Annotated in this window: 24 protein-coding genes; 11 read left to right on the top strand and 13 right to left on the bottom strand. The window is 68.0% G+C overall.

The features are described from left to right. The first annotated feature begins 3 nt into the window (after nt 1-3). On the top strand, nt 4-486 hold the full coding sequence (locus OG430_RS25215) for an NUDIX hydrolase (RefSeq protein ID WP_327359218.1): 483 nt from the start codon (nt 4-6) through the stop codon (nt 484-486). 22 nt (nt 487-508) lie between these two features. Here OG430_RS25215 and OG430_RS25210 read toward each other — a convergent pair whose 3' ends face one another. Both OG430_RS25210 and OG430_RS25205 read right to left on the bottom strand, forming a co-directional pair. Continuing rightward, nucleotides 509-2,140: a globin domain-containing protein gene (locus tag OG430_RS25210; RefSeq protein ID WP_327354868.1), complete on the bottom strand. Its 1,632-nt coding sequence runs from the start codon at nt 2,138-2,140 to the stop codon at nt 509-511. Nucleotides 2,141-2,531: 391 nt separating this feature from the next. After that, nucleotides 2,532-3,164 (bottom strand): HAD family hydrolase, encoded by a 633-nt coding sequence (locus OG430_RS25205; protein ID WP_327354867.1) that lies wholly within the window; start codon nt 3,162-3,164, stop codon nt 2,532-2,534. 124 nt (nt 3,165-3,288) lie between these two features. Between OG430_RS25205 and OG430_RS25200 the strand changes: the two genes are divergently transcribed. After that, complete coding sequence (locus tag OG430_RS25200) at nt 3,289-3,825, top strand: DUF2269 domain-containing protein (protein ID WP_327354865.1); 537 nt, start codon at nt 3,289-3,291, stop codon at nt 3,823-3,825. A gap of 5 nt (nt 3,826-3,830) precedes the next feature. Beyond that, a complete protein-coding gene (locus OG430_RS25195; RefSeq protein WP_327354864.1) occupies nt 3,831-4,697 on the top strand; it encodes a GNAT family N-acetyltransferase in 867 nt (288 codons plus the stop codon). 95 nt (nt 4,698-4,792) lie between these two features. On the opposite strand, the gene OG430_RS25190 is transcribed toward OG430_RS25195, so the two are convergent. Together OG430_RS25190 and OG430_RS25185 are read right to left on the bottom strand one after the other, a co-directional pair. Beyond that, the gene (locus OG430_RS25190; protein WP_327354863.1) at nt 4,793-5,215 is read right to left on the bottom strand and encodes a GlcG/HbpS family heme-binding protein; all 423 of its coding nucleotides are present in this window, start codon (nt 5,213-5,215) and stop codon (nt 4,793-4,795) included. A gap of 47 nt (nt 5,216-5,262) precedes the next feature. Then, nucleotides 5,263-6,477 carry an MFS transporter gene (locus OG430_RS25185; RefSeq protein WP_327354862.1) on the bottom strand — a complete coding sequence of 405 codons (1,215 nt, stop codon included), beginning with the start codon at nt 6,475-6,477 and terminating at the stop codon, nt 5,263-5,265. A gap of 161 nt (nt 6,478-6,638) precedes the next feature. Between OG430_RS25185 and OG430_RS25180 the strand changes: the two genes are divergently transcribed. Next, nucleotides 6,639-7,097, top strand: coding sequence for a MarR family winged helix-turn-helix transcriptional regulator (locus OG430_RS25180; protein ID WP_327354861.1), 459 nt, complete (start codon nt 6,639-6,641; stop codon nt 7,095-7,097). 66 nt (nt 7,098-7,163) lie between these two features. After that, nucleotides 7,164-7,616: a GNAT family N-acetyltransferase gene (locus OG430_RS25175; protein WP_327354860.1), complete on the top strand. Its 453-nt coding sequence runs from the start codon at nt 7,164-7,166 to the stop codon at nt 7,614-7,616. A 177-nt stretch (nt 7,617-7,793) separates the two neighbouring features. Here OG430_RS25175 and OG430_RS25170 read toward each other — a convergent pair whose 3' ends face one another. Further along, complete coding sequence (locus tag OG430_RS25170; protein WP_327354859.1) at nt 7,794-9,215, bottom strand: serine hydrolase domain-containing protein; 1,422 nt, start codon at nt 9,213-9,215, stop codon at nt 7,794-7,796. Nucleotides 9,216-9,304: 89 nt separating this feature from the next. On the opposite strand from OG430_RS25170, the gene OG430_RS25165 reads away from it, so the two are divergent. After that, complete coding sequence (locus tag OG430_RS25165) at nt 9,305-9,976, top strand: TetR/AcrR family transcriptional regulator (RefSeq protein WP_327354858.1); 672 nt, start codon at nt 9,305-9,307, stop codon at nt 9,974-9,976. Nucleotide 9,977: 1 nt separating this feature from the next. Then, nucleotides 9,978-10,343: a VOC family protein gene (locus tag OG430_RS25160; protein WP_327354857.1), complete on the top strand. Its 366-nt coding sequence runs from the start codon at nt 9,978-9,980 to the stop codon at nt 10,341-10,343. Nucleotides 10,344-10,415: 72 nt separating this feature from the next. Here the strand turns inward: OG430_RS25160 and OG430_RS25155 are convergent, their stop codons facing one another. Together OG430_RS25155 and dnaB are read right to left on the bottom strand one after the other, a co-directional pair. Further along, complete coding sequence (locus OG430_RS25155; RefSeq protein ID WP_442816550.1) at nt 10,416-11,795, bottom strand: GNAT family N-acetyltransferase; 1,380 nt, start codon at nt 11,793-11,795, stop codon at nt 10,416-10,418. A gap of 41 nt (nt 11,796-11,836) precedes the next feature. Further along, nucleotides 11,837-13,312: a replicative DNA helicase gene (gene dnaB / locus OG430_RS25150; protein WP_327354855.1), complete on the bottom strand. Its 1,476-nt coding sequence runs from the start codon at nt 13,310-13,312 to the stop codon at nt 11,837-11,839. A 454-nt stretch (nt 13,313-13,766) separates the two neighbouring features. Here dnaB and OG430_RS25145 point away from each other — a divergent pair, with 454 nt between their 5' ends. After that, nucleotides 13,767-15,122, top strand: a complete 1,356-nt coding sequence (locus OG430_RS25145; protein WP_442816549.1) for an MATE family efflux transporter — start codon at nt 13,767-13,769, stop codon at nt 15,120-15,122. Nucleotides 15,123-15,263: 141 nt separating this feature from the next. Here the strand turns inward: OG430_RS25145 and rplI are convergent, their stop codons facing one another. The 4 genes from rplI to rpsF form a co-directional block, all read right to left on the bottom strand. Continuing rightward, the gene (gene rplI / locus OG430_RS25140) at nt 15,264-15,710 is read right to left on the bottom strand and encodes a 50S ribosomal protein L9 (protein ID WP_327354853.1); all 447 of its coding nucleotides are present in this window, start codon (nt 15,708-15,710) and stop codon (nt 15,264-15,266) included. An 18-nt stretch (nt 15,711-15,728) separates the two neighbouring features. Next, on the bottom strand, nt 15,729-15,965 hold the full coding sequence (gene rpsR, locus OG430_RS25135; protein ID WP_006381652.1) for a 30S ribosomal protein S18: 237 nt from the start codon (nt 15,963-15,965) through the stop codon (nt 15,729-15,731). A 45-nt stretch (nt 15,966-16,010) separates the two neighbouring features. Beyond that, nucleotides 16,011-16,622 carry a single-stranded DNA-binding protein gene (locus OG430_RS25130; RefSeq protein ID WP_327354852.1) on the bottom strand — a complete coding sequence of 204 codons (612 nt, stop codon included), beginning with the start codon at nt 16,620-16,622 and terminating at the stop codon, nt 16,011-16,013. Nucleotides 16,623-16,697: 75 nt separating this feature from the next. Further along, nucleotides 16,698-16,988, bottom strand: a complete 291-nt coding sequence (gene rpsF / locus OG430_RS25125) for a 30S ribosomal protein S6 (protein ID WP_006604399.1) — start codon at nt 16,986-16,988, stop codon at nt 16,698-16,700. 280 nt (nt 16,989-17,268) lie between these two features. Here rpsF and OG430_RS25120 point away from each other — a divergent pair, with 280 nt between their 5' ends. The 3 genes from OG430_RS25120 to OG430_RS25110 all read left to right on the top strand — a co-directional run bounded on the left by OG430_RS25120 (nt 17,269) and on the right by OG430_RS25110 (nt 19,951). Further along, nucleotides 17,269-17,583: a hypothetical protein gene (locus tag OG430_RS25120; protein WP_327354851.1), complete on the top strand. Its 315-nt coding sequence runs from the start codon at nt 17,269-17,271 to the stop codon at nt 17,581-17,583. 116 nt (nt 17,584-17,699) lie between these two features. After that, nucleotides 17,700-18,821, top strand: coding sequence for a lipid II:glycine glycyltransferase FemX (locus OG430_RS25115; RefSeq protein WP_327354850.1), 1,122 nt, complete (start codon nt 17,700-17,702; stop codon nt 18,819-18,821). A gap of 98 nt (nt 18,822-18,919) precedes the next feature. Beyond that, entirely contained in the window at nt 18,920-19,951 is a 1,032-nt protein-coding gene (locus OG430_RS25110; protein ID WP_327354849.1) for an alanine racemase, read from the top strand. 104 nt (nt 19,952-20,055) lie between these two features. On the opposite strand, the gene OG430_RS25105 is transcribed toward OG430_RS25110, so the two are convergent. Next, entirely contained in the window at nt 20,056-21,561 is a 1,506-nt protein-coding gene (locus tag OG430_RS25105; protein ID WP_327354848.1) for a glycosyltransferase family 87 protein, read from the bottom strand. Between the two features lie 128 nt (nt 21,562-21,689). Continuing rightward, entirely contained in the window at nt 21,690-24,008 is a 2,319-nt protein-coding gene (locus OG430_RS25100) for a transglycosylase domain-containing protein (protein WP_327354847.1), read from the bottom strand. Nucleotides 24,009-24,049 lie beyond the last annotated feature (41 nt).

Genomic DNA, 24,049 nt, shown 5'->3' with positions numbered 1-24,049 from the left:
CCCATGACCGTCCGCCCCGTGGTCAAGCGCACCGCACGAGCCGTCCTCCTCGACGGCGACGACCTGATCCTCATCAAGCGGACCAAGCCCGGCGTGGATCCCTACTGGGTCACGCCCGGCGGGGGAGTCGAGCCCGAGGACGCCACTGTCGTCGACGCCCTCCATCGCGAGGTGTACGAGGAGCTCGGCGCCAAGATCACCGATGTCGTGCCCTGCTTCGTCGACACCGTCGAGCACATCGGCGCCGGCGGCGGCGCGACCGGCGTGAAGGTGCAGCACTTCTTCGTCTGCCACCTCGAGTCCATGGACACCTCGCTGCGGCACGGCCCCGAGGTCGAGGAGCCGCTCGGCGAGTACGAGATCGTCCGCATCCCGTTCACCCGGGTCGGAATCGCCTCGGTCCACCTCGTACCGCTGTCGCTGCGCCACTACCTCGACGGCAACATCGAGGGCGTACGTGCGATGCATGCGCCTGACTTGGGCTGAAGACCCAGGGTGGGGAGCGGCCCTAGTCCCCCGCCGCCACCAGCTCCTCGACGGAGTCGTGCCGGATCCGGTTGGACGGTATGCCGACGTCCCGCAGGGCGTGCACCCCGCTGCGGATCATGCCGGGCGGGCCCGACAGATAGGCGTCGTACTCGTTCCACGGGCCGTACTCGCGCACCGCGTCCGGCAGTTGGACATGCTGCCGGTCCAGCCTGTCGACGATGGGGCGCACCGAGAGCCAGGGGTGGGACTGCTGCAGCCGCAGCATCGTGTCGATGTCGTACAGGTCGTGGTCGGTGCGGGCGCCGTAGAAGACCTCGACCGGGCGCCGCTCGCCGTGCTCGGCCACGTCCTCGACCAGGGCCTTGATGGGCGCTATGCCGGTGCCGCCGCCGAGGCAGAGCATGCCGTTGTCGGTGTTGTGGTCGACGGTCATGCTGCCGGTGGGTGGGCCGAGCCGGATGGTGTCGCCGGGGCGGGCCCGGTGCACCAGGGCGTTGGACACCCAGCCGGCCGGGACGGCCTTCACGTGGAAGGAGAGCAGCCCGTCCGAACGCGGCGCGGAGGCGAACGAGTAGTGCCGCCAGATCCGCGGCCACCACGGGGTCTCCAGGCTGGTGTACTGGCCGGCCAGGAAGGGGTACGGCTGGTCGGGCCGAACCGTGAGCACCGCGATGTCCGGGGTCCGCAGATCGTGCGAGACGACCTCCCCGAACCACCACGCCGGTGCGCGCAGTTCGTCCGCCGAAGCCGCGTCGATCATGACCTGGGAGATCGTGGTGTAGGCCCGCACCCAGGCGGCCTCGGTCTCCTCGTCCCAGGTGTCGGTGGCGTATCTGGTCAGCGCCCCGATGAGGGCTTCACCGACGGCCGGGTAGTGCTCGGGCCGGGTGCCGTACTTGCGGTGGCCGCGGCCGAGGTTCTTCAGGTACGCGACGAGGATCTCGGTGTTGTCGATGTGCTCGGCGGCCGTGAGCAGCGCCTTGAGCAGCCGGTCGCGCTGGGTGTCCATCGCGGCGGGGAAGAGCATGCGCAGGTCGGGGTGGCGCACGAAGAGCAGGGCGTAGAAGTACGAGGTGACCTTGTCGGCGACGGGGCCGACCTCGGCCATCGTGCGGCGGATCAGGATCGCGTCCGGGGAGCCGGATTCGGTCACGGTCGTGGGCTCTGATGCGGGCTCGGGCTCTGTCTCGGTGAGCGCCGGCTCGGTGGGGGCCGATTCCGCGCTGTACTTCTGGGCCTGGCCTGCGTCCCTGACGGGGCTCGCGGGGGCTTCGGGCCGGTTGCCGGCGGGCCAGTTGCTGCCGGAGGGCGGGGAAACCGCCTCGGATATGGGCTCCGGGGCCGCGTGGGCGGTTCGGCCCTGGGCGGGCGCGGAGGAGGTGTCCGGCACGTCCGGCGCCTGGGAGCCTGCGAGTGTTTCAGGTGCTGCGGGCGCTTCAGGCGCTGGGGACGCTGCGGGGGCCGGGGGCGCTGCCGCGGGTGCCTCGGCCGCCGGGGCAGGGGGCCTGGCGGAGCCGACGGGCCTGACGTGTTGCTGCTCGTCGCTCACCGGGCGGCTCTGCGGCGTCTTGCGCGGCGTGAACCAGCCGCCGTCACTGCCGTCGCCGCCGGAAGTGCCGTTGTCGGCCGACGTGGTGGTCGGAGCGTCCATTATGTGCCTCGCCTCGAACATCTTTCGGTCGGTCTGTGCACTTCCCGTGTGGAAGGCGCGCGCTATTCCCCGTTCGGCCTCGGAATCAATTGGGCCACATTGAACCCCGAACACCCGGCCAATACGGACGAGTAGGGTGAGAATGTGATATTGGCCGCAGTACCGTCACCGCAGCATGCCACTCCGCTTCGGCACACCGGACAAATAGCGGGAAGTACAGGTAGTGGATCCCTCCATACCGTTAGGCTGCATTGACCTCCGCGCACACCCATAGGTCGTACGGCCATAGGGCGCCCGGCATGAACCGGAGTCGACCATACCGGTAGGTGCCAGAGGCACAACCCCTCTGATCTCCGCGCGAATTCCGCGGAACTTCCTGCAATTCCGGCAATTACCGGTCTCCGCGCACGATTTCGTACACCTCCCGCAGATCCCGCCCCACATAGCCGTACGTCGCCAGGTCCACCACATGATGGTCGGCGTTGACCGCGACCGATACGGGCACGGCGGCGAACAGTTCCACGTCCGACATCGAGTCGCCGTACGCGACACAGTCGGCCCTGGCCACCTCGAACGCTTCACATAGCCGTTCCATGATCTTCACTTTTGCCGAGGCGTTGAGGATCCCCTCCGGATCGACCGGCTCGGTGAAGGGCAGATCCGGAAATCGCGAACCAAATGCGGCATGCGCGCCCCAGGCTTCAAGCCGCTCCACGAAGAACGACGGCGAGAGCGAGATCACCGCGCAGTAATCACCACGCGACCGGATCTCCGCCCAGGTCTCACGGATTCCCTCGAGCCAGGGCGCCCCCTCGAAGGCCGCTTCGACGTGGGCCGCAGTGAGCTCGGTCCACAGCGTGTGGACCCGCACCGCATACTCCGGCGGGCCGATGCGCCCCGCCGAGATATCCCGCTCGAGCTCCCTGATTTCGGTGTCGAGCCCAAGCTGCCGGGAGATCTCCACGGGCGCCGCCGACCCATGCAACAGGGTCCCGTCCAGGTCAAAGAGGTGAAGTCGTGGCATGGGCGCCGACCTTAGCCTTTTGACGGCGTACGTCGGTCTCCAGTGTCGTACGCCCACGCCAGTAGTCGCGGTTACTCCCGCCGTCAGACGCCACCGCCCCACCCCGGGCGGCACCGTGTTTCACGTGAAACTCAACCGCCCGACTCGCCGGGCCACCCTCGTCGTCCATGTCACCGCCGCCGCCGGCTGGCTCGGGCTCACGCTCGCGCTGCTGGCGCTCGCGCTCACCGCCGTCACCACCGGCTCCGCGGCTGCCACCGAGGCCTCCGTCCGCTCGATGAAGGTCTTCGCGGGCTGGCTGATCATCCCGCTTGCGCTGCTCACACTCCTCAGCGGCCTGGTGCTCTCGCTCGGCACGCCCTGGGGGCTCGCCAGGCACCGCTGGGTCTATACGAAGTTCTGGCTGACCCTCGCCACCACGGCAGCCTCGGTCTTCGCCCTGCGTCCTGGCGTGACCGACGCGGCCGCCGCATCGGCCGCGGGTGAGGCACTCGCCAACCCGACGGATGTGATCGCCGGCCCCATCGTCTCGCTCGTCGCCTACCTCTTCATGACGGCGGTCTCGGTACTCAAGCCGTGGGGCCTGACCAAGCGTGGCCGAAAGCACCGTGCTGCTTCACGTAAAGCGGTAGACGCCACAGCCGTACGTCAGCCAGCCTGACCAGCGTGTCGACACCTTCCCTCTCCACGCTGCCCATCCGCCGCCTGACCATCCGTGATCTGACCGCCTGCGCCGACCTCTCCCAGGACCGCGGCTGGCCGCGCGAGGAACACAAATGGGGCCTGCTGCTCTCGGCAGGCAAGGGATACGGCGTCGACGACCCCGAAGGAGGCCTCGTCACCGCCTGCGTGGTGACGGAGTACGGCGCCCGGAGCGAACCCGAACTCGCCGCGATCGGCATGGTCCTGGTCGCCGAGCGGCACGCACGGCAGGGGATCGGCCGGCATCTGATGAAGCATGTGGTGGCAGAGATGGGCAGCACTCCGCTCACCCTGCACGCCACGAGGTACGGCCAACCGCTGTACGAAGAGCTCGGGTTCAAGACAACCGGCCGCGCAGAGATGGTGCGTGGCCACTTCCGGCCCACCGGACCCGCACCCACGATTCCCACCCGGCCCGGGACCGCCGAGGACCTGCCGGCGCTCCTTCGCCTGGACGCCGAGGTCTTCGGCTCCGACCGGACCCACATGATCACTCGGCTTCCGGCCTTCGCCGATCAGCTCCGGGTCGCCGAGGACGGCGGGGAGATCATCGGATACGGCGCCGCCTGGCCGAACATGGACACCCACGTCATCGGCCCGCTGATCGCCCGGGACACGGAGACGGCGAAGTCCCTGGTCGCCGCGTTGGCAGCAGGCACAGACCGTCCGCTGCGCACCGACATCGACGTACGCCACGAAGAGCTGCTGACGTGGATCAAGGCTCATGGCGTCGCGGCCACGAGCTTCAACGCGGTCATGACGTACGGCATCCCGGACCTGCCCGGCGACTGGACGCGCCGGTTCGCGCCGCTGACGGTGGCAGCAGGCTGAACTGGACGTCAGGGGCCGAGGGGCCCACACACACCACGTCCCCATGGCCACGCAGTAACGCGGCCATGGGGACGGGCAGTTGCGGACCTTCGGTGTCAGGCGATCGCCTCGACGGCCACCGTGGCGAAGCCGTGGTCCTGGTCCGGGGCACCACCCCCGACACCGACCGCGCCGATCAGCCGGCCCTCACGGTGCACCGGCACTCCGCCCGCGATGAACAGCAGCGGGCGGTCGAGAGCGGTCGGCAGCGTATGGAAGAGGCCGTCGGGACGGACCGCGTCCACGAGATCGGCGGTCGGGGCGTTCAACTGCAGCGCGGTGTAGGCCTTGCGCGTGCTGGTCTCGCCGGAGATCAGCACGGCGCGATCGTCGCGCCGGAAGGCCAGCAGGTGACCACCTGCGTCCAGGACCGTGACGCTGACCGGGACTTCGGCCTGTTCGGCGGCCTGCCGGGCGGCGGCCACGAGGAGCTCCGCATCGGTGGTGGTCAGCGGGGCTACGGCAACGGTGGTGCTCATGTGGGGGTGCTCCTTGCTGGGTCTTGCCAAGTCGAGGGTGGCGAAGACTAGTTGGGGACTGCTGCGGTCTCGCGCTGTTCGGTGGGTACGTTGCCCGCGACCACCCGGCTGCTGGAGCCGGAGCGGCGCTCGAGCCCGGCCGACACAACGGCGAGGACGAGTGCGGAACCGGCGAGCAGCGCGCCCACCCAGTTGGGTGCGGTGTAGCCGAGCCCGGCCGCGATCACGACACCGCCGAGCCAGGCGGACAGGGCGTTGCCGAGGTTGAAGGCGCCGATGTTGACGGCCGAGGCCAGCGTGGGCGCACCGGCCGCCTGGTCGAGGACCCGCTTCTGCAGCGGCGGCACGGTCGCGAAGCCCAGGGCGCCGATCAGCGTGATGGTCACGGCCGCCGCGATCTTGTTGTGCGCGGTGAGCGTGAAGAGCCCGAGCACCAGCGCGAGGGCTCCGAGGGAGACGTACAGCATCGGCATCAGCGCGCGGTCCGCGAACTTCCCGCCGACGAGGTTGCCGCCGACCATGCCGAGGCCGAACAGGACGAGCAGCCAGGTCACGGAGGAGCCTGCGAAGCCGGCGACGTCGGTCATCATCGGCGTGATGTAGGTGATCGCCGCGAAGACGCCGCCGAAGCCGAGCACGGTCATCGCCATGGCGAGCAGCACCTGGATGTTCCGGAACGCGGCCAGTTCATGGCGCAGCCTGACGCCCTCGGGCTTGGGCAGATCGGGAACCAGCTTGGCCACGCCGAGCAGACCGACGACACCGAGCGCGGCGACCATCCCGAAGGTGACCCGCCAGCCGACGCTCTGCCCGACCAGCGTGCCGAGCGGAACTCCGACGACGTTGGCCACCGTGAGGCCCGTGAACATCATCGCGATGGCGCCGGCCTTCTTCTCCGGAGCGACCAGCTCGGCCGCGACCACGGAGCCGATCCCGAAGAACGCACCGTGCGCGAGCGAGGCGACGACGCGGCCGATCAGCATCACGCCGAAGGCCGGGGCGAGCGCGGACAGCACGTTGCCGACGATGAACAGGCCCATCAGCAGCATCAGCATCCGCTTGCGCGAGATCTTGGTACCGAGTGCCGTCATCAGCGGGGCCCCGAGCACGACACCGAGCGCGTATCCGGTGACCAGAAAGCCGGCTGTGGGAATCGAGACGCCGAAGTCACCCGCGACCTCGGGGAGCAGCCCCATGATCACGAATTCCGTGGTGCCGATCCCGAAGGCCCCGATCGCCAGGGCGAGGAGCGCGAGAGGCATGGGGATTCACCTTCCAGAAGACTGCCCGGTGCAGAGCTGGTGCTTGCGTGTGGGCTTTACAGGCGTAGACAATACTTGCAGACGCCGACTATTTGCAAGCGAGGGCTATTGCGGTCGTGGGCTATCCTGGGAGCAAGCCGCTCCGGAACGGAGGACCGACCATGGTCGCGACCGACCCCGCCCTGACCGCGCTCGCCCAGGGCTGGTGCGCGCTCTCCCTGCTCCACGGCAAGATCGAGTCCCACATCGAGAAGGCCCTGCAGGCCGAGCACCAGCTGAGCGTGCGCGAGTACTCTCTCCTGGACGTCCTGAGCCGCCAGCACAGTGGCCCGGGCGGCCATCTGCAGATGAAGCAGGTCGCTGACGCGGTGGTCCTCAGCCAGAGCGCGACGACGCGCCTGGTCTCGCGCCTCGAGGACCGCGGGCTGCTGACCCGGTACATCTGCGACACCGACCGCCGCGGCATCTACACGGATGTGACCGAGGCCGGCCAGGAACTGCTCGCCGCCGCCCGGCCCACCAACGACGCCGCCCTGCGCAAGGCGCTCGACGAGGCCGCGCAGGACCCGGAGCTGACGCCACTGGTCAGGACGGTCGAAGGGCTGCGGGTCCCGGCCTAGGGTCTGCCCACGGATCTCCGGGGGCACGGGGCCAGGCCCTCCAACGGCCCGCGTACGCTGCGCCCCATGAGCGATCTTCAGATTCGGCCCGCGACCTCAGCCGACATCGCGGCGATTGTGGCCATGCTGGCTGATGACACGCTGGGTGCCCAGCGCGAGTCCCCCGACGACCTCACCCCGTACGCCGCCGCCTTTGAGCGTCTGGCTGGTGACCCCAACCAACACCTGGTGGTCGCCGAACGCGGGGGTCGCGTCGTGGGCACCCTCCAGCTCACCGTCATTCCGGGCCTGTCCCTGCGGGGCAGTTCACGTGCGCTCATCGAGGCAGTGCGGGTTCACGCCGATGAGCGGGCCAGCGGTCTCGGAACGCAGTTCATCGAGTGGGCCATCGACGAATCCCGGCGCCAGGGCTGCCAGTTGGTACAACTGACGTCCAACGCCTCGCGCACGGATGCCCACCGCTTCTACGAGCGGCTCGGATTCGAGGCTTCGCACGTGGGCTTCAAGCTGCAGCTCTGATACGCCGCACACTGTCCGGTCCGGTATGCGCCAGTGGCGTCCTGTTTCACGTGAAACAGGACGCCACTCAGTCCGACCAGTCACTGCTCAGACCGACCCGTCACTGCTCAGGCTGTTCGGTCACTGCTCAGACCTATCGGTCACTGCTCACGCCAAGCAGCGCAGACCGGCGGTCACTCACCCGAAGGCACGCCAGCCCTCCGGGTCCACACCGCCCGGCACCGGTGCCTCAGCTTCGTACGGCTCACGCGTGAACACGAAGGACCCGAGGTCGAGATGGCTCACCGAGCCGTCCGCACGCCGCACCGCACGCAGCGTCTCTCCCGCGTAGTAGCCGTTGAGCCCGGTCCAGCTGCCGTCGTCCTCGGCCCGGAAGCGCGCGCTGCGGCCGGCTCCGGCCAGCGGGCCGAGTTCCAGGCCGTCGTCCGCGACGAGACGGAGCCCGAAGGCACACGTGCCCCAGTACCAGGACCCAGCCAACTCCAGGACTTCCTGGCGGACTTCGGCCAACGGGCGCCACGGCTCGGGAATCCGCGGCTCGGCCTCGGCCACGATGCCCAGAAGCTCGGCGGCCAGCGTCACGACCCGCGGCCCCGAGGTGGCGTTGGCCAGCGCGACGGCGGCGAGCCCGTCCTCCTCGCTCAGCAGTGCACAGGCGACGAACCCCGGCAGCGATCCCGCGTGCCCGGCCAGGCTCCCCCTGTCCCCACGGAAGAGCTGCACCCCAAGGCCGTAACCACCGTCCCAGTCACCCGACTCGGGCGGCGCGGCCGGCGCCCGCATCTCACGCACCGACTCCGCACTCAGCACCCGCTCGTCCCCCTTGGCCAGGAAGACCATGAAGCGCGCCAGGTCGTGAACCGTCGACCATAGCTGTCCGGCAGGCGCCATCAGCCCCAGGTCCTCCAGGGGCTCGGGCAGCATCACGTCCGCCCAGGGATGCACCGCCCAGCCACCCGCATGGGGTGCCTGAGGCTGCGCCGTGGTGCGATGCAGGCCGAGCGGTTCGAGCACCTCTCGCCGCAGCACCTCGTCCCACGGCGCACCCCGCAGCTTCTCGACCAGCGAGCCGAGCAGCGTATATCCGGGGTTCGAGTAGTGGTGGCGCTGCCCGACCGGATGCCGAAACGGCTTCTCGCCCAATACATCGTCGAGCTCGGGGCGCAGCGCGGCGGGCGTTCGCTCCCACCACTCACCCGGCGTCTCTGCCGCCAACCCCCCGGTGTGCGCGAGCAGTTGTCCGACGGTCACCTCGCCGACGCCCGTGCCGGGCAGGTGCTTGTCCAAGGGATCGCCGAGGTCGAGCAGGCCCTCGTCGCGCAGCCGCATGACCAGAACGGCCGTGAAGGTCTTGGTGATCGACCCGATCCGGTACTGCGTATCGCCGTCCGGCCCATGGCCTTCCACCATGGTCCGGCTCCCGGTCCACACGATCCGGCCGTCGCGGACCACCGCGGCAACGAGTGAGGGGGCTCGCCCATTGGCCTGCTCCGCGGCCGTCCGGTGCAGCAGGGCCCGGCGGGTGCCGGGGAGAAGTTCCGTGAAGGAGTCCTCGTTGTCCGGGAGTTCAGCGGCTTGGTCTGCAAGAGATCGCGTCATGACCACAGTTCATCGGCAGCTGCACGCCATGGCGAGTCAATTTCGCCGAGCGATTGACGGAGTGAGCACTCACTCCGCATTATGGTCGCATGTCGCCACCCACGAAGGGACGCGCTCCCGGCATGAGCCCCGAGCAGCGTCGCAGCATGATCATTCAGTCCACGATTCCGCTGGTCATCACGCATGGCCGCGCCGTCACCACCCGCCAGATCGCCCAGTCCGCGGGCATCGGCGAGGGCACGATCTTCCGGGTCTTCGCCGACAAGGACGAACTCCTCGACGCCTGCGTCGCCGAGGCTCTCAGCCCTGGCACCAGCCTGTCCGCACTCGCGGCCATCGCACTCGAACAGCCTTTGCCCGACCGGCTCGCCGAGGCAGCGGAGACCCTCCGCGCCCACCTCGACCGGATCGGTGCGATCGTCGGCGCCCTGCACACCTCCGGCCGTCCGCCCGCGCGCCGCACACCCGCCGAGGGCTCCGCACCGCCCGACCGCGCCGCGGGCATGGCCGCCACCCGTAGTGCCCTCGCCGAGCTCTTCGCCCCGGAGCGCAATGCCCTGCGACTGTCCCCCGACCAATGCGCCCAGCTCTTCCTCGGCCTGCTCTTCACCGGCGCCCAAGGAACGCCCGGTTCACCCGGCTCCCCCGGATCCCCTGGCGGCCTCAGCACCGCCGAACTCGTCGACGTATTCCTGCACGGAGCCCTGCCCTTGACCGGCACCAGCCCCGCCCCCGGCACAGAAGACACCGGAAAGGCCTGACATGCCCATCAGCCTCAACCACACCATCGTCGAAGCCCATGACAACGAGCACGAGGCCCGCTTCTTCGCCGAGATCATGGGCCTGACCTACGCAGGACCCCAGCGCCACTTCGCCCCGGTCCAGGTCAACGACTCCCTGACCCTCGACTACCTGGCCGTCGCCCAGCCCACCGGCCACCACCTGGCCTTCGACGTCGACCCCGCCACCTTCGACGCGATCCTGCAGCGACTCCAGGCCGCCACCATCCCGTACGGCAACGACCCGGCCACCCCCGACAACGGCCGCATCGATCACCCGCTGTGCGCTCGGGGCCTGTACTTCAGCGACACCGCACGCAATCTCTATGAGGTCATGTCACCTGCGTAGCCGGGCAGTCTCGGTCCCCCAGAAGCTGCGCCCGGTCGGGGTCCCTCACGAGCCGCGGCCAGTCGGGGTCCCTCAGAAGCCGAACGAGTTGTGCGGTTCGGAGTCGGCGCGGAACAACCGCGCCAGCCGCCCGACCGCGCCGTCGGAGTGCGGGGTGATGTGGCCCGCGTACGCCAGATCCTGCGCCGACAGGCCACCGAGGTAGAGCGAGCTGAGCGCCGGAACCGTGAGGGTCAGGTCCGCCACCTGACCGGTAGGAACACAGGTCACCGATCCGCCGTCCGCCCGAAGACGCCAAGTCCCGTTGTTCGCCGGGCACATCCGGTCCCCGGCGATGGTGAAGCTCAGCTCGTCGGCTGTGTCGTACGAGCGTTGAGTCAGAGCACGGGGCACGTCGAGGAGGCGCGCCCACAGGTTGTCTGACTGGCGGGTCACGCGCATCGCACGTGGGTTGGTGAGCATCCACCGCAGAGGTTCGTCGCGCGGACGGCCGGGCGCCACAACAGTCTTGGTGAGATCGAAGTCGATCAGCACACTCCACAAGGCGCGGTAGGACACCGGATTCGTTGCCTCCAAGGCCTCCACGACGAGCGTCCCCGCGTTGCCCGCTGTCGAGGACCAGGGCAGCCGGAAATTGGCGATGCCGTCCACATCACCGCGCCGGTCACGGTGGACGAGATACCGCAGCGGTCCGTTCGTACCGTCCGCGTCGTCGGAAAGCCCGTCCCAGCGCCCGGGGAGAGGGCTGAGCTCACCGACGCGGGATGCGCGTACGACCGCATGCACCATGGGCCAGACCTGCTTCGCCTGTGCGGCAACGACCAGCTCCAGCGACCCTGCTTCGGACCCGGACCCGGACCCGGCCCCGGACGCGTATTCGTATTCGGACCCGGGCTCGGACTCGGACTCGGACTCGATGGTCGCTGCCGGAAGGAGAGCCGCTTCATGACGGGCCAGCTCCCACCGCGTGCGGTAAGTCGCCGGCGAGAACCCGAACCGCCCGTAGATGCTGCCTTCGCTCGCGCTGAGCATCGCCAACGGCTCGCCCCGCTCCAGGGCCGCGTCGAACATGGCCTGCATCATCTGCCGCAGATACCCGCGTCGGCGATGGGTCACGATCACCCCGGTGGCCGTGACGCCGGCCATCCTCACCACACCCCCACCGGGCACCGTCACCTCGAAGGAGAGGGTGGCCGATGCACCGACGCAGGTGCCGTCGACGAAGGTCGCGATCGGGTGGAAGGACTCGTCCTTGAGGTCGGCCTCGGCCCATTTCTCGAGCTGCTCCGCGGACGCGGGGGCGCGCTGCGCCGGCCACGGCTCGGGACCACCGTGCCACGCGGCATCCGCCGGCTCCCAGCTCGGCAGCCCGTTCGCGAACGGCAGTGCCCGGTAGTACGCGGCCATCTCACCCGGTTGTGGCGGGCGAACCTGAGTCACCATGGCGGACATTGCACCCGGCGGCCTCACCGACCGGCAACCCCCGGGGCGGATCAGGTCTGTGCCATGTCCACAAAGCGTGAGTAGTGGCCCTGGAAGGCGACGGTGATGGTGGCCGTCGGACCGTTACGGTGCTTGCCCACGATGATGTCCGCCTCGCCCGCACGAGGGGATTCCTTCTCGTACGCATCCTCGCGGTGCAGCAAGATGACCATGTCCGCGTCCTGCTCGATCGAGCCGGATTCACGCAGGTCGGACACCATCGGCTTCTTGTCGGTGCGCTGCTCGGGGCCACGGTTCAGCTGGGAGAGCGCGATGACCGGTACCTCGAGCTCCTTGGCCAGAAGCTTCAGGTTTCGCGACATGTCCGAGACTTCCTGCTGGCGGCTCTCGGAACGCTTGGAGCCACCGGCCTGCATCAGCTGCAGATAGTCGATGATCACGAGCCGGATGTCGCTGCGCTGCTTGAGGCGGCGGCACTTGGCGCGGATCTCCATCATCGACAGGTTCGGGGAGTCGTCGATGTAGAGCGGAGCCGCCGAGACCTCGGGCATCCGGCGGGCGAGGCGGGTCCAGTCCTCGTCCGTCATCGTGCCGGAGCGCATGTGGTGCAGGGCGACGCGTGCCTCCGCGGACAGCAGACGCATCGCGATCTCGTTCCGCCCCATTTCCAGGGAGAAGATGACGCTGGGCAGGTTGTGCTTGATCGACGCGGCCCGCGCGAAGTCCAGCGCCAGCGTCGACTTACCCATGGCGGGACGGGCCGCGATGACGATCATCTGGCCCGGGTGCAGACCGTTCGTCAGCGAGTCGAAGTCCGTGAATCCGGTGGGTACGCCGGTCATCTCGCCGCTGCGGGAGCCGATCGCCTCGATCTCGTCGAGCGCGCCCTCCATGATGTCGCCGAGCGGAAGATAGTCCTCGCTGGTGCGCTGCTCGGTGACGGCGTAGATCTCGGCCTGCGCGCTGTTGACGATCTCGTCCACATCGCCGTCGGCCGCGTATCCCATCTGCGTGATCTTGGTGCCGGCCTCGACGAGGCGGCGCAGCACGGCGCGCTCGTGGACGATCTCCGCGTAGTACTCGGCGTTCGCCGCGGTCGGGACCGACTGGACGAGCGTGTGCAGATAGGAGGCCCCGCCGACCTTGGTGATCTCGCCGCGCTTGGTGAGCTCGGCGGCGGCGGTGATCGGGTCGGCCGGCTCGCCCTTGGCGTAGAGGTCGAGGATCGCCTGGAAGATCGTCTCGTGCGCGGGACGGTAGAAGTCGTGGCCCTTGATGACCTCGACGACATCCGCGATCGCGTCCTTGGACAGCAGCATGCCGCCGAGCACGGACTGTTCGGCGTCCAGATCCTGCGGCGGTACGCGCTCGAAGGTGGAGGGGCCGCCTTCCCAGGCACCACCGTCGCCACCGCGGGCCTGCTCGTCGCGACCCCGCCCGCCACCCGGACGCTGGCGGGAGACAGGCAGACGGTCACCCGGACCGCTGTCGGCCCAGGGGTCGTCCAAGGGCTCGGAAATACTCACCGGGCCACCTCCTCCCGTCCGCAGCGCGGACCCTAGCCATGCCTTCTTTCTACGGCACGACACTGACAAAACGAGAGGCCCGACTCCGCTTCTGACGCGTCGTTTTTGCGGGGTCTTCCATGTCCGGAAAACGGGGCGGGCGCCGCACCACGGTAGGCCCGTCGGCACCGTCAGCCAATCTGGTTATCCACAGGTGCTGTGGATGACGGACCCGATGCTGTGGAGAACCCGGCCAATCCTGTGCACGGGCCGGTGGACAGTTCTGTGAACAAGCCCTCAGCTGTCCCGGTAAATACCGCCTGACCTGCGACTTCCTTGTCCCCTGGCTGTGCATGGAAAAAACTTCCCCAGTCGGCCCAAGATCGAGACAAACGATCCGGCGCAGAGTGCCACACCAGAGGGATAGTAATAGGCACAAGTGCATTGCATCTCTTACCTGTGGAAGGTTACATTGATGCTCATGGCACTGGCTTCCCCGGCTCAACCCACCGCGCCCAAGAACGCCCGAAGACGACACGACCGCGAGATCATCGCGCTCGCCGTCCCGGCTTTCGGTGCACTCGTCGCCGAGCCCCTCTTCCTCCTGGCCGACACCGCCATCGTCGGCCATCTGGGGACGCAACAGCTGGCCGGCCTCGGCATCGCCTCGGCCCTACTGACAACAGCCGTCAGCATCTTCGTCTTCCTCGCGTACGCCACCACCGCCGCCGTCTCCCGCAGGGTCGGCGCCGGAGACATCCAAGCGGCCATCCGTCAGGGCATGGACGGCATCTGGCTCGCTCTGCTGCTCGGCGCCGCGGTCGTCGCCGTCGTCGTCCCCGCGGCCCCTGCCATCGTCGACCTCTTCGGCGCCTCGCCCACAGCGGCCCCGTACGCCATCACCTATCTGCGCATCTCCGCCCTCGGCATCCCGGCGATGCTGGTCGTCCTGGCCGCCACCGGCGTGCTCCGCGGACTGCAGGACACCAAGACACCGCTCTACGTCGCCATCGCGGGCTTCGCCGTCAACGCCGGGCTCAATGTCGCACTCGTGTACGGCGCCGGCCTCGGCATCGCCGGATCCGCCTGGGGCACCGTGATCGCCCAGGTGGGTATGGCCTTCGCCTACCTCTGGATCGTCGTACGCGGAGCCCGCCGGCACGGTGCCTCGCTGCGGCCCGACGCCGCAGGGATACGCGCCTGCGCCCAGGCCGGTGTGCCACTCCTGGTCCGCACGCTCTCCCTGCGCGCGATCCTGATGATCGCCACCGCCGTGGCGGCCCGCCTCGGCGACGCCGACATCGCGGCCCACCAGATCATCCTGTCCTTGTGGACCCTCATGGCCTTCGCGCTCGACGCCATCGCCATCGCCGGACAGGCCATCATCGGCCGGTATCTGGGCGCGGACGACACCGAGGGAGCACGTGCGGTCTGCAACCGCATGGTGCAGTGGGGGATCGCCTCCGGTGTCGTGCTGGGCCTGCTGATCGTCGCGGCCCGCCCCCTCTTCCTGCCGATGTTCACCGGCGACGACGGAGTGCAGGACGCCGCATTTGTCGCACTCCTCGTCGTGGCCGCTTCCCAGCCGATCTGCGGCATCGTCTTCGTCCTCGACGGGGTCCTGATGGGTGCCGGAGACGGCCCCTATCTCGCCTGGGCGATGCTGGCCACACTGGCCGCCTTCGCTCCGGTGGCCCTGCTCGTCCCAGTGTGGGGCGGCGGCCTGACCGCCCTCTGGGGAGCCATGACGCTCATGATGGCGGTCCGCATGCTCACTCTGTGGCTGCGGGCCCGCTCGGGCCACTGGCTGGTCACGGGCGCCACCCGCTGACCACGGAGCGCTGTTTCACGTGAAACAGCGTGACCCCGACAGCCCCAGAGCCATAGGACCGGAGCCAGACAGTCAGAGACAGACAGAAGGGCCGCACCCCGTGGGGTGCGGCCCTTCTTACGCTCTTACCGAGCGCAGCGCTTACGCAGCGACGACCTCGATGTTGACCTTGGCGGCAACCTCGGGGTGCAGACGCACGGACGCCTCGTGGGCGCCCAGCACCTTGATCGGCGAACCGAGCTCGATGCGGCGCTTGTCGACCTCGGGGCCACCGGACGCCTTGATCGCGGAAGCGATGTCGGCGGCGGTCACGGCACCGAAGAGGCGACCGGAGTCGCCGGAACGGGTCGCAAGGCGAACCTTGACGGCCTCGAGCTGGCCCTTGATCTGGTTGGCCTGCTCGATGGTCTGGATCTCGTGGATCTTGCGAGCGCGGCGGATCTGCGCCACGTCCTGCTCGCCACCCTTGGTCCAGCGGATCGCAAAGCGATTCGGGATCAGGTAGTTGCGCGCGTAGCCGTCCTTGACGTCGACTACGTCGCCGGCGGCACCGAGGCCAGAGACCTCGTGGGTCAGGATGATCTTCATTTTTCGGTCACCCTTCCCTTATCGCGCGGTGGACGTGTAGGGCAGCAGCGCCATCTCACGGCTGTTCTTGACGGCCGTGGCGACGTCACGCTGGTGCTGCGTGCAGTTGCCGGTCACGCGGCGGGCACGGATCTTGCCGCGGTCGGAAATGAACTTCCGCAGCATGTTCGTGTCCTTGTAGTCCACGTACTGGACCTTGTCCTTGCAGAACGCGCAGACCTTCTTCTTAGGCTTGCGCACAGGCGGCTTCGCCATGGTGTTTCTCCTGTGTGATCAAGAAGTGGGGTACGAACCCGGCCCTTAGAAGGGGGGCTCGTCCGAGTAGCCGCCGCCGGAGCCGCCGGAGCTTCCGCCCCAACCGCCACCGCCGCCGCCCTGCTGCTGGCCGCCGCCGGCCGGCGCACCGGTCGCCCAGGGGTCGTCGGCGGGAGCACCGCCGCCACCCTGCTGCTGACCGCCGCCACCGGAGCTTCCGCCCCAGTTGCCGCCGCCCTGCTGGCCACCGCCACCGCCGCCGTAACCACCCTGGCCACCGCTCCGGCCACCGCCACTGGTCTTGGTGACCTTGGCCGTGGCCGTCTTGAGGCTGGCGCCGACTTCCTCGACGTCCAGCTCGTAGACCGTGCGCTTGACGCCCTCACGGTCCTCATAGGACCGCTGCTTCAGTCGACCCTGCACGATGACGCGCATGCCTCGCTGAAGCGACTCCGCGACGTTCTCCGCCGCCTGACGCCAGACCGAGCAGGTGAGGAACAGGCCTTCGCCGTCCTTCCACTCATTGGTCTGCTTGTCGAAGATGCGGGGAGTGGACGCGACACGGAACTTCGCGACCGCCGCACCGGAGGGGGTGAAGCGCAGCTCGGGATCATCGACAAGGTTGCCGACGATCGTGATGACGGTCTCGCCTGCCATTGGGGGAACCTCTCGGCGGGTTGCTGCTGGCTGCTTGCTGCTACTCGATTCCCGAGTACCGCTGAGCTAGGAAGCTCAGTGGGTCTCGGGACGGAGGACCTTGGTCCGGAGGACCGACTCGTTCAGGTTCATCTGTCGGTCGAGCTCCTTGACGACCGCAGGCTCGGCCTGCAGGTCGATGACCGAGTAGATGCCCTCGGGCTTCTTCTTGATCTCGTACGAGAGACGACGACGGCCCCAGGTGTCGACCTTCTCGACCTTTCCGTTGCCCTCGCGGACGACGGAGAGGAAGTTCTCGATCAGCGGCGAGACAGCACGCTCTTCGAGATCGGGGTCGAGGATGACCATCACTTCGTAGTGACGCATGTGTAACCCACCTCCTTTGGACTCAGCGGCCACGGTCGTTCCGTGGCAGGAGGGCTGTTATGCGTAGCAACGGTATCGGCCGCCACTGACAGTCGACTCCCGCGAGGGAGATTCCTGGTCGTGTGACCTGTACTGGCCTGGGCAGACACCGGTGCAGACGGTACAGAGTACCTGCACAGCGGCTTCCGGTTGAAATCCGGTGGCCAGGGGCCGCAATCTGTACACATCGGGTGTCCATGGCGCTACGATGCGCCGCCTTCTCCGCCAGGAGGTGCCTCCTATGGCACAGGCAATGCGACCCAACACCGCCACGTCCCTCTTCGCCACGGATGGCAAGCCCCATCCGCTGCAGGACACGCTGCTGGCCGTGACGCTGATCCTCGGCCTCACCGCGTTCGTCTCGGCGATGTTCCACAACCTCCATCTGCTCAGCTCCTGGACGGGTCTCGTGGGGATCCTCACGGGCGCGTACGGGCAATTCATCTCGGCGACGACCCGCGAGCGCTTCTTCCTGATCCTGGGCCTGGGAGCGGCTGCCATCGGCTTCTTCCTAGGAATGGCGCACGGCGGCCTCTTCGGAGGTGTGGTCGGCTGAGCCCGGGGCCGCCATGGGATGCGGCCATTCGGGGCGCGTCCCCTGGGCAGTAGGCTTCGGCGCGAGAGCCGGAGCCCCTGCCCCATGGGGACACACCTGCCGAGGAGCGCCCCAGAATGAGCCTGACCCTGAGGACCATCAGCCGAGAGCAGCATCTGGCATACATCCAGAGCCTGCCGTCGGCGAGCCACTGCCAGGTCCCGGCGTGGGCTGACGTGAAGAGCGAGTGGCGCTCGGAGAACCTGGGCTGGTTCGACGACAAGACCGGCCAGCTGGTCGGCGCGGGCCTGGTCCTGTACCGGCAGCTGCCCAAGGTGAAGCGTTACCTCGCATATCTCCCCGAGGGCCCGGTCATCAACTGGTACGCCCCGAATCTGGACGAGTGGCTGAAGCCGATGCTCGCCCACCTCAAGCAGCAGGGCGCCTTCTCCGTGAAGATGGGCCCGCCGGTCGTGATCCGGAAGTGGGATGCTCCCGCGATCAAGGCGGGCATCCAGGACCCGGACGTGAAGCGCCTGCGCGACATCGAGGCCACGCACATCGAACCGCGCGCCTTCGAGGTCTCCGACAAGCTGCGCCGCATGGGCTGGCAGCAGGGGGAGGACGGCGGGGCCGGCTTCGGCGACGTACAGCCGCGCTATGTCTTCCAGGTGCCGCTGGCCAACCGCTCCCTGGACGAGGTCCTGAAGGGCTTCAACCAGCTGTGGCGGCGCAACATCAAGAAGGCCGAGAAGGCCGGCGTCGAGGTCGTCCAGGGCGGCTACGAGGACCTTGCCGAGTGGCAGCGGCTGTACGAGATCACGGCGATCCGCGACAAGTTCCGCCCCAGGCCGCTCAGTTACTTCCAGCAGCAGTGGCGGGCCCTCAACTCCGAGGACCCCAACCGCATGCGGCTGTACTTCTCGCGGCACAACGGTGTGAACCTGTCGGCCGCGACGATGCTCGTCGTCGGCGGGCACGTCTGGTACTCCTACGGCGCCTCCGACAACATCGGCCGCGAGGTCCGGCCCTCGAACGCGATGCAGTGGCGGATGCTGCGCGACGCCTACGCGCTCGGCGCGAGCGTCTATGACCTGCGTGGCATCTCCGACTCCCTCGACGAGACGGACCACCTCTTCGGCCTGATCCAGTTCAAGGTCGGCACCGGCGGCGAGGCCGTCGAGTACGTCGGCGAGTGGGACTTCCCGCTCAACAAGATGCTGCACAAGGCGCTCGAGATCTACATGTCGAAGCGCTGAACCACGCCGACCGGCACTCCGAACGCCGACAGACCAAGCACAATTACCTTCCATACCTCTGATACACCGCAGACACGAGAAAGGTTCCGGGACCGGCCATGGCGCTCACGCTTTATGTCGACACCGCGCGCTGGCGGGCACATCACAAGAACGTGCTCGAACAGTTCCCGGGGCTCATCCCCGTGTGCAAGGGGAACGGCTACGGCTTCGGCCACGAGCGGCTCGCCGAGGAGGCGACCCGCTTCGGCTCCGACATGCTCGCGGTGGGAACGACTTACGAAGCCGCCCGCATCAAGGACTGGTTCAGCGGTGACCTGCTGGTCCTGACCCCGTTCCGGCGGGGCGAGGAGCCGGTGCCGCTGCCCGACCGCGTCATCCGCTCCGTGTCCTCCGTGGAGGGCGTGCACGGCCTGGTCGGCGCGCGCGTCGTCATCGAGGTCATGAGCTCGATGAAGCGGCACGGCGTCAGCGAGCAGGAGCTCTCCCAGCTGCACTCGGCCATCGAGGACGTCCGCCTGGAGGGCTTCGGCATCCATCTGCCGCTGGACCGCACCGACGGCTCGGACGCCGTCGAGGAGGTCATCGGCTGGATGGACCGGCTGCGCGCCGCTCGCCTCCCGCTGCACACCATGTTCGTCAGCCACCTCTCCTCAGCGGAACTCGCCCGTCTGCAGCAGCAGTTCCCGCAGACCCGCTTCCGCGCCCGCATCGGTACGCGGCTGTGGCTGGGCGACCACGAGGCGACCCAGTACCGCGGTGCGGTCCTCGACGTCACCCACGTCTCCAAGGGCGACCGCTTCGGCTACCGCCAGCAGAAGGCTGCCTCGGACGGCTATCTGGTGGTCGTCGCGGGCGGTACGTCGCACGGCGTCGGCCTGGAGGCCCCGAAGGCGCTGCACGGTGTCATGCCGAGGGCAAAGGGCGTCGCCCGCGCGGGACTTGCGACCGTCAACCGGAACCTCGCGCCCTTCGTCTGGGCCGGCAAGCAGCGCTGGTTCGCCGAGCCGCCGCACATGCAGGTGTCGATCCTGTTCGTGCCGGGGGATGCTCCCGAGCCGAAGGTCGGCGAGGAGCTGGTGGCCCATCTGCGGCACACGACCACACAGTTCGACCGCCTCGTGGACCACTGAGCCGAGCGCGGGCCGCAACGGATCAAGCCGCAGCAGACAGCTGGAAGGGCCGGTCACGGATTCCGTGACCGGCCCTTCCAGCTCTGCCTCCGAAGGCTGTTCGCTCAGAGCGAACGTTCACCGGCCGTCCCGTTCCGCAGCGTCTCCGCTGTTCCCCATTCGACATACGCCCCCGGGGCCGCCTGTGCCGCTGCCGCATGCCGCGGCGGATGCGCCGCACGGCCTAGCGCGATGACATCGGGCGCCCCGTCGAGGACACCGCCCGACGGGTCGTCCGAACCGTCGCGCCGCACCACGTCCCGCTCCGGCATCAGGATGTCCCGTACCACCACGGCGCACAGATAGAGCGTCCCCAGCATGTGCACGATGATCACCAGCTGGTAGCCCTCCTCCGGAAGCCCGGTGCGCAGCTTGCCGCTCGTCGAGTAGGCGAGGTTCATCCAGATCCCCAGGAAGTACAGGACCTCGCAGGCCTGCCAGATCAGGAAGTCCCGCCAGCGCGGCCGGGCCAGCACGGCGAGGGGGATCAACCACAGGACGTACTGCGGTGAGTAGACCTTGTTGGTGAGGATGAAGGCCGCGACGACCAGCAGCGCGAGCTGCGCGAACCGCGGCCTGCGGGGGGCCGTGAGCGCGAGGGCGCCGATGCCGAGGCAGGACAGGGCCATCAGCACCATGGCGAGGGTGTTCACCGTGTCGACGGTGAATGGGGTGATCATGCGCTGCTGCAGGATGAGCCAGAAGGAGCCGAAGTCGACGCCTCGTTCCTGGCTGAACGTGTAGAACTTCTTCCACCCCTCGGGAGCCAGGAGCATGACCGGCAGATTCACGACCAGCCAGGCGCCGACCGTGCCCGCCGCCGCCAGCCCGAACTCCCGCCACTTCGCGGCTCGCCAGCACAGCAGGAACAGCGCGAACAGCAGGAACACCGGATAGAGCTTGGCAGCGGTCGCAAGGCCGAGCAGCACGCCGAAGGCCAAGGGCCGCGAACGCGACCACATCAGCATCGCCCCGGCCGTGAACGCGATGGCGAGCAGATCCCAGTTGATGGTCGCGGTGAGCGCGAAGGCAGGCGCCAGCGCGACGAGCAGCCCGTCCCAAGGACGGCGGCGGTGTGTCCGGGTGACGCAGACGGCGATGACCACGGCGCAGACCATGAGCATCCCGGAGTTCACGAGCCAGTAGATCTGCTCACGTTCCTGGATGGTGCCGGTGCCCGGCGTGAGCCAGGAGGCAACCTCCATGAACACACCGGTCAGCACGGGGTATTCGAGGTACTGCATGTCGCCGGGCAGCTTGTCGAAGTACGGCACGAGGCCATCGGCGAAGCCGCGCCCCTGGAAGAGATGCGGGATGTCGGAGTAGCAGGCCTTCGTGTACTGCGAACTCGCGCCGTAGAACCACGCGCCGTTGTAGCAGGGCAGCTTCTGCACCATGCCGAGCGCGAACATCCCGATGGCGACAAGTGCGATGACGCGTACGGGAGTCCACCAGGTGGCCCCGAGCAGCGCTCTGCGCCCCACGGGGCCACCGATCAGCTCGCTGCCGGCCGCAGCGACCTCGTCCTGCTGGGTCGGCTGTACGGGCCGGTCCTCGTCCACGCTCGTCATGGGGCTCATCCTGCCGTACGCGCCTGAGAATGCGGCGAGGGCCGCCGCACCATGGGGTGCGACGGCCCTTGTTTCACGTGAAACACGACCCGTGACGGTATGCGACCGGAGCGTGGCAGCGGCCCTGACTAGCCGTCTGTGCCGCCGAACCAGCCTCCGTTGCCGTTGCCACCGCTTCCATTGCCGTTGCCGCCCGATGGTGCGGTGGGAGTGGGTGATGTCCCACCTGTCGCACCACCGTCGGTTGTTCCGGCATCGGTGCCACCGTCGGACGTACCGCCGTTGGCCTGGCAGGCCATGTCCCAGGGCTCACAGCTGGTGCCTGGGCTGGGTTCACCCGTGGGCTGCGAGGGGTCGGGCGTCGGGCTCGCAGGAGTGGTCGGCTCACCGTCGTCCGTCGGGTCCGCGGTCGGGGTGGGACTCGGGGCTTCGCCGATGATGTCGCCGATGTCCGGGGCCTTCGGGAAGTCCTCGGATTTCTCGTTCTTCATGGCCGAGAGCATGTAGTCGGTCCAGATCTCGGCGGGGAACGACGCACCGTGAATCGACTTCTGCCCACCGGTCCCGTACATCTTCAGGAACTTCTGCTTCTCAGCCCTGTCGTCCGCCCGGAACATTCCGATCGCGGTGGAGAGCTGCTTGGTGTAGCCGACGAACCAGGCCGACTTGTTGCCGTCGGTGGTACCGGTCTTTCCGGCCGTGGGCCACTGGGCGTCCACGGCAAGGGCCTTGGTGCCGGTGCCCTTCTGGACGACGGTGCGCAGGACGTCAGTGACGTTGTCAGCGACGTCGGCGGGAATGGGCTGAGTGGTCTCGGCATCGTGCTTCCATTTCACGCCGTCCTTGGTTTCGATGCTCTCCACCGAGTACGGGTCGGCCTGCTTGCCGCTGGCCGCGAAGGTCCCGTACGCACCCGCCAGACGGATGGCGCTCGGTGCGGAGGTGCCGAGGGAGAAGGACGGGCTGTGCCAGTCGGCGAAGCTGTCCTCCTTGATGCCTGCGTCCTCAGCGACTTCCTTCACCTTGTCCGTGCCGACGTCCATGCCCAGCTGGATGTACGGGGTGTTCGTAGACCACTGCATGGCTTCGCGAAGTGAGATGTCGCCCTTCGACTCATTGCCGTCGTTGGTCTGCAGCCACTCCTCGTCCTTCTCGTTCCGCCAGACCGTGCCGTCGTAGTTCTTGACCTTTAGCTTGTTGTCGCCGTCGTAGATGGACTTCGGCGACACCTTGGTGCGGTCTCCGTCGTCTTGCTCCGCATCGAGCTTTGGATCCCGTACGCCGTGTTGCATCGCAGCCGCGAGCACGAACGGCTTGAAGGTCGAACCGACCTGGACACCGGTGTAGTCGGCGTTGTTGGTGAAGTGCTTGACGAAGTCCGCACCGCCATAGATCGCCTTGATCTTGCCGGTGCCCGGCTCGACCGAGGCCCCGCCGAACTGGACGAACTTGTCCGTCTTCGGGCGCTTCTTCGGGTCGATGTTGGCGTCCGTCACCTTCTTGACCGACTTCGCGAGGGCGTTCACCTTCTTCTCCTCGAAGGTGGTGTGGATTTCGTAGCCGCCCTTGTCCAGCTTGCTCTTCGTGATGTCGGTGTTCGCCACGATGTACCGGTCGGCCAGGTCCGTCAGGTAGCCGATCTGGCCGGCCTTGTTGGTGGCCGGTGCGGGGGGCCTCGGCATGGGGAAGTCCTTGGCGACGATCTCGTCCCGCTTAGCTGCATCCAGCTTGCCGGTCTCGACCATGCGCTTGAGCGTCCACTCCCAACGCAACTCGGCCCGCTTGGTGTTCTTCGCCTTGGTCGCGGCGGCACCCTCTCCACCCGCCGGGTCATAGAGGTTCGGACCGTTGAGCGTGGAGGAGAGGAAGGCACACTCACTCGTCGTGAGATCAATGGCCTTCTTGTCGTAGTACGCCCGTGCCGCCGCCTCGATTCCGTACGCACCGCGCCCGTAGTAGGCGGTGTTCAGGTATCCGGCGATGATGGTGTCCTTCTCCTCGGTCGCCCCGACCTTTATGGAGATGAGGAGTTCAGTGGCCTTGCGCTTGAGCGTCTGGTCCTGATTCAGGTAGGTGTTCTTCACATACTGCTGGGTGATCGTGGAGCCACTCTGGGTCTCCCCACCCTTCGCCATGTTGAAGACTGCGCGCGCGATACCCATGGGATCGACGCCTGCGTCGTCCTCGAACGTCGCATTCTCGGCAGCGATCACGGCGTTCCGCATGTCCTCTGGGATGTCCGCGAGGTCAACGATCTGCCGGTTCTTGTCACCACCGCCTGCGACAACCATCTGGTCGCCATTTGCCCAGTAGTAGACGTTCTTCTGCGTCTTCGCGGCGTCCTGCGCGTTGGGCACCTCCACCATCGCCAGCGCGATGCCAACACCCGCCACCATCAGACCGATGAACGCGATGCACGTCCCCACAACCTGCTTCCACGACGGCACCAGCTTCCGCCAGCCGTGCTTGTCCGACCGCGGGTAGTCGA

This window comes from Streptomyces sp. NBC_01304 (assembly GCF_035975855.1).
In the GTDB taxonomy this organism is placed as follows: domain Bacteria; phylum Actinomycetota; class Actinomycetes; order Streptomycetales; family Streptomycetaceae; genus Streptomyces.
Note: the sequence above shows the minus strand (reverse complement) of the source record. Positions and strands in the feature narration are given on the sequence as shown.

Excerpts from the sequence above, each read along its gene's own strand:
- rplI (WP_327354853.1), bottom strand. The coding sequence starts at position 15,710 with ATGAAGATCATCCTGACCCACGAGGTCTCTGGCCTCGGTGCCGCCGGC.
- OG430_RS25190 (WP_327354863.1), bottom strand. The coding sequence starts at position 5,215 with ATGAGCACCACCGTTGCCGTAGCCCCGCTGACCACCACCGATGCGGAG.
- OG430_RS25130 (WP_327354852.1), bottom strand. The coding sequence starts at position 16,622 with ATGGCAGGCGAGACCGTCATCACGATCGTCGGCAACCTTGTCGATGAT.
- OG430_RS25185 (WP_327354862.1), bottom strand. The coding sequence starts at position 6,477 with ATGCCTCTCGCGCTCCTCGCCCTGGCGATCGGGGCCTTCGGGATCGGC.
- OG430_RS25145 (WP_442816549.1), top strand. The coding sequence starts at position 13,767 with ATGCTCATGGCACTGGCTTCCCCGGCTCAACCCACCGCGCCCAAGAAC.
- OG430_RS25175 (WP_327354860.1), top strand. The coding sequence starts at position 7,164 with ATGAGCGATCTTCAGATTCGGCCCGCGACCTCAGCCGACATCGCGGCG.
- OG430_RS25170 (WP_327354859.1), bottom strand. The coding sequence starts at position 9,215 with ATGACGCGATCTCTTGCAGACCAAGCCGCTGAACTCCCGGACAACGAG.
- OG430_RS25210 (WP_327354868.1), bottom strand. The coding sequence starts at position 2,140 with ATGGACGCTCCGACCACCACGTCGGCCGACAACGGCACTTCCGGCGGC.
- OG430_RS25180 (WP_327354861.1), top strand. The coding sequence starts at position 6,639 with ATGGTCGCGACCGACCCCGCCCTGACCGCGCTCGCCCAGGGCTGGTGC.
- OG430_RS25120 (WP_327354851.1), top strand. The coding sequence starts at position 17,269 with ATGGCACAGGCAATGCGACCCAACACCGCCACGTCCCTCTTCGCCACG.
- OG430_RS25215 (WP_327359218.1), top strand. The coding sequence starts at position 4 with ATGACCGTCCGCCCCGTGGTCAAGCGCACCGCACGAGCCGTCCTCCTC.
- OG430_RS25115 (WP_327354850.1), top strand. The coding sequence starts at position 17,700 with ATGAGCCTGACCCTGAGGACCATCAGCCGAGAGCAGCATCTGGCATAC.
- OG430_RS25155 (WP_442816550.1), bottom strand. The coding sequence starts at position 11,795 with ATGTCCGCCATGGTGACTCAGGTTCGCCCGCCACAACCGGGTGAGATG.
- OG430_RS25110 (WP_327354849.1), top strand. The coding sequence starts at position 18,920 with ATGGCGCTCACGCTTTATGTCGACACCGCGCGCTGGCGGGCACATCAC.
- OG430_RS25205 (WP_327354867.1), bottom strand. The coding sequence starts at position 3,164 with ATGCCACGACTTCACCTCTTTGACCTGGACGGGACCCTGTTGCATGGG.
- rpsF (WP_006604399.1), bottom strand. The coding sequence starts at position 16,988 with ATGCGTCACTACGAAGTGATGGTCATCCTCGACCCCGATCTCGAAGAG.
- OG430_RS25165 (WP_327354858.1), top strand. The coding sequence starts at position 9,305 with ATGTCGCCACCCACGAAGGGACGCGCTCCCGGCATGAGCCCCGAGCAG.
- OG430_RS25105 (WP_327354848.1), bottom strand. The coding sequence starts at position 21,561 with ATGACGAGCGTGGACGAGGACCGGCCCGTACAGCCGACCCAGCAGGAC.
- rpsR (WP_006381652.1), bottom strand. The coding sequence starts at position 15,965 with ATGGCGAAGCCGCCTGTGCGCAAGCCTAAGAAGAAGGTCTGCGCGTTC.
- OG430_RS25160 (WP_327354857.1), top strand. The coding sequence starts at position 9,978 with ATGCCCATCAGCCTCAACCACACCATCGTCGAAGCCCATGACAACGAG.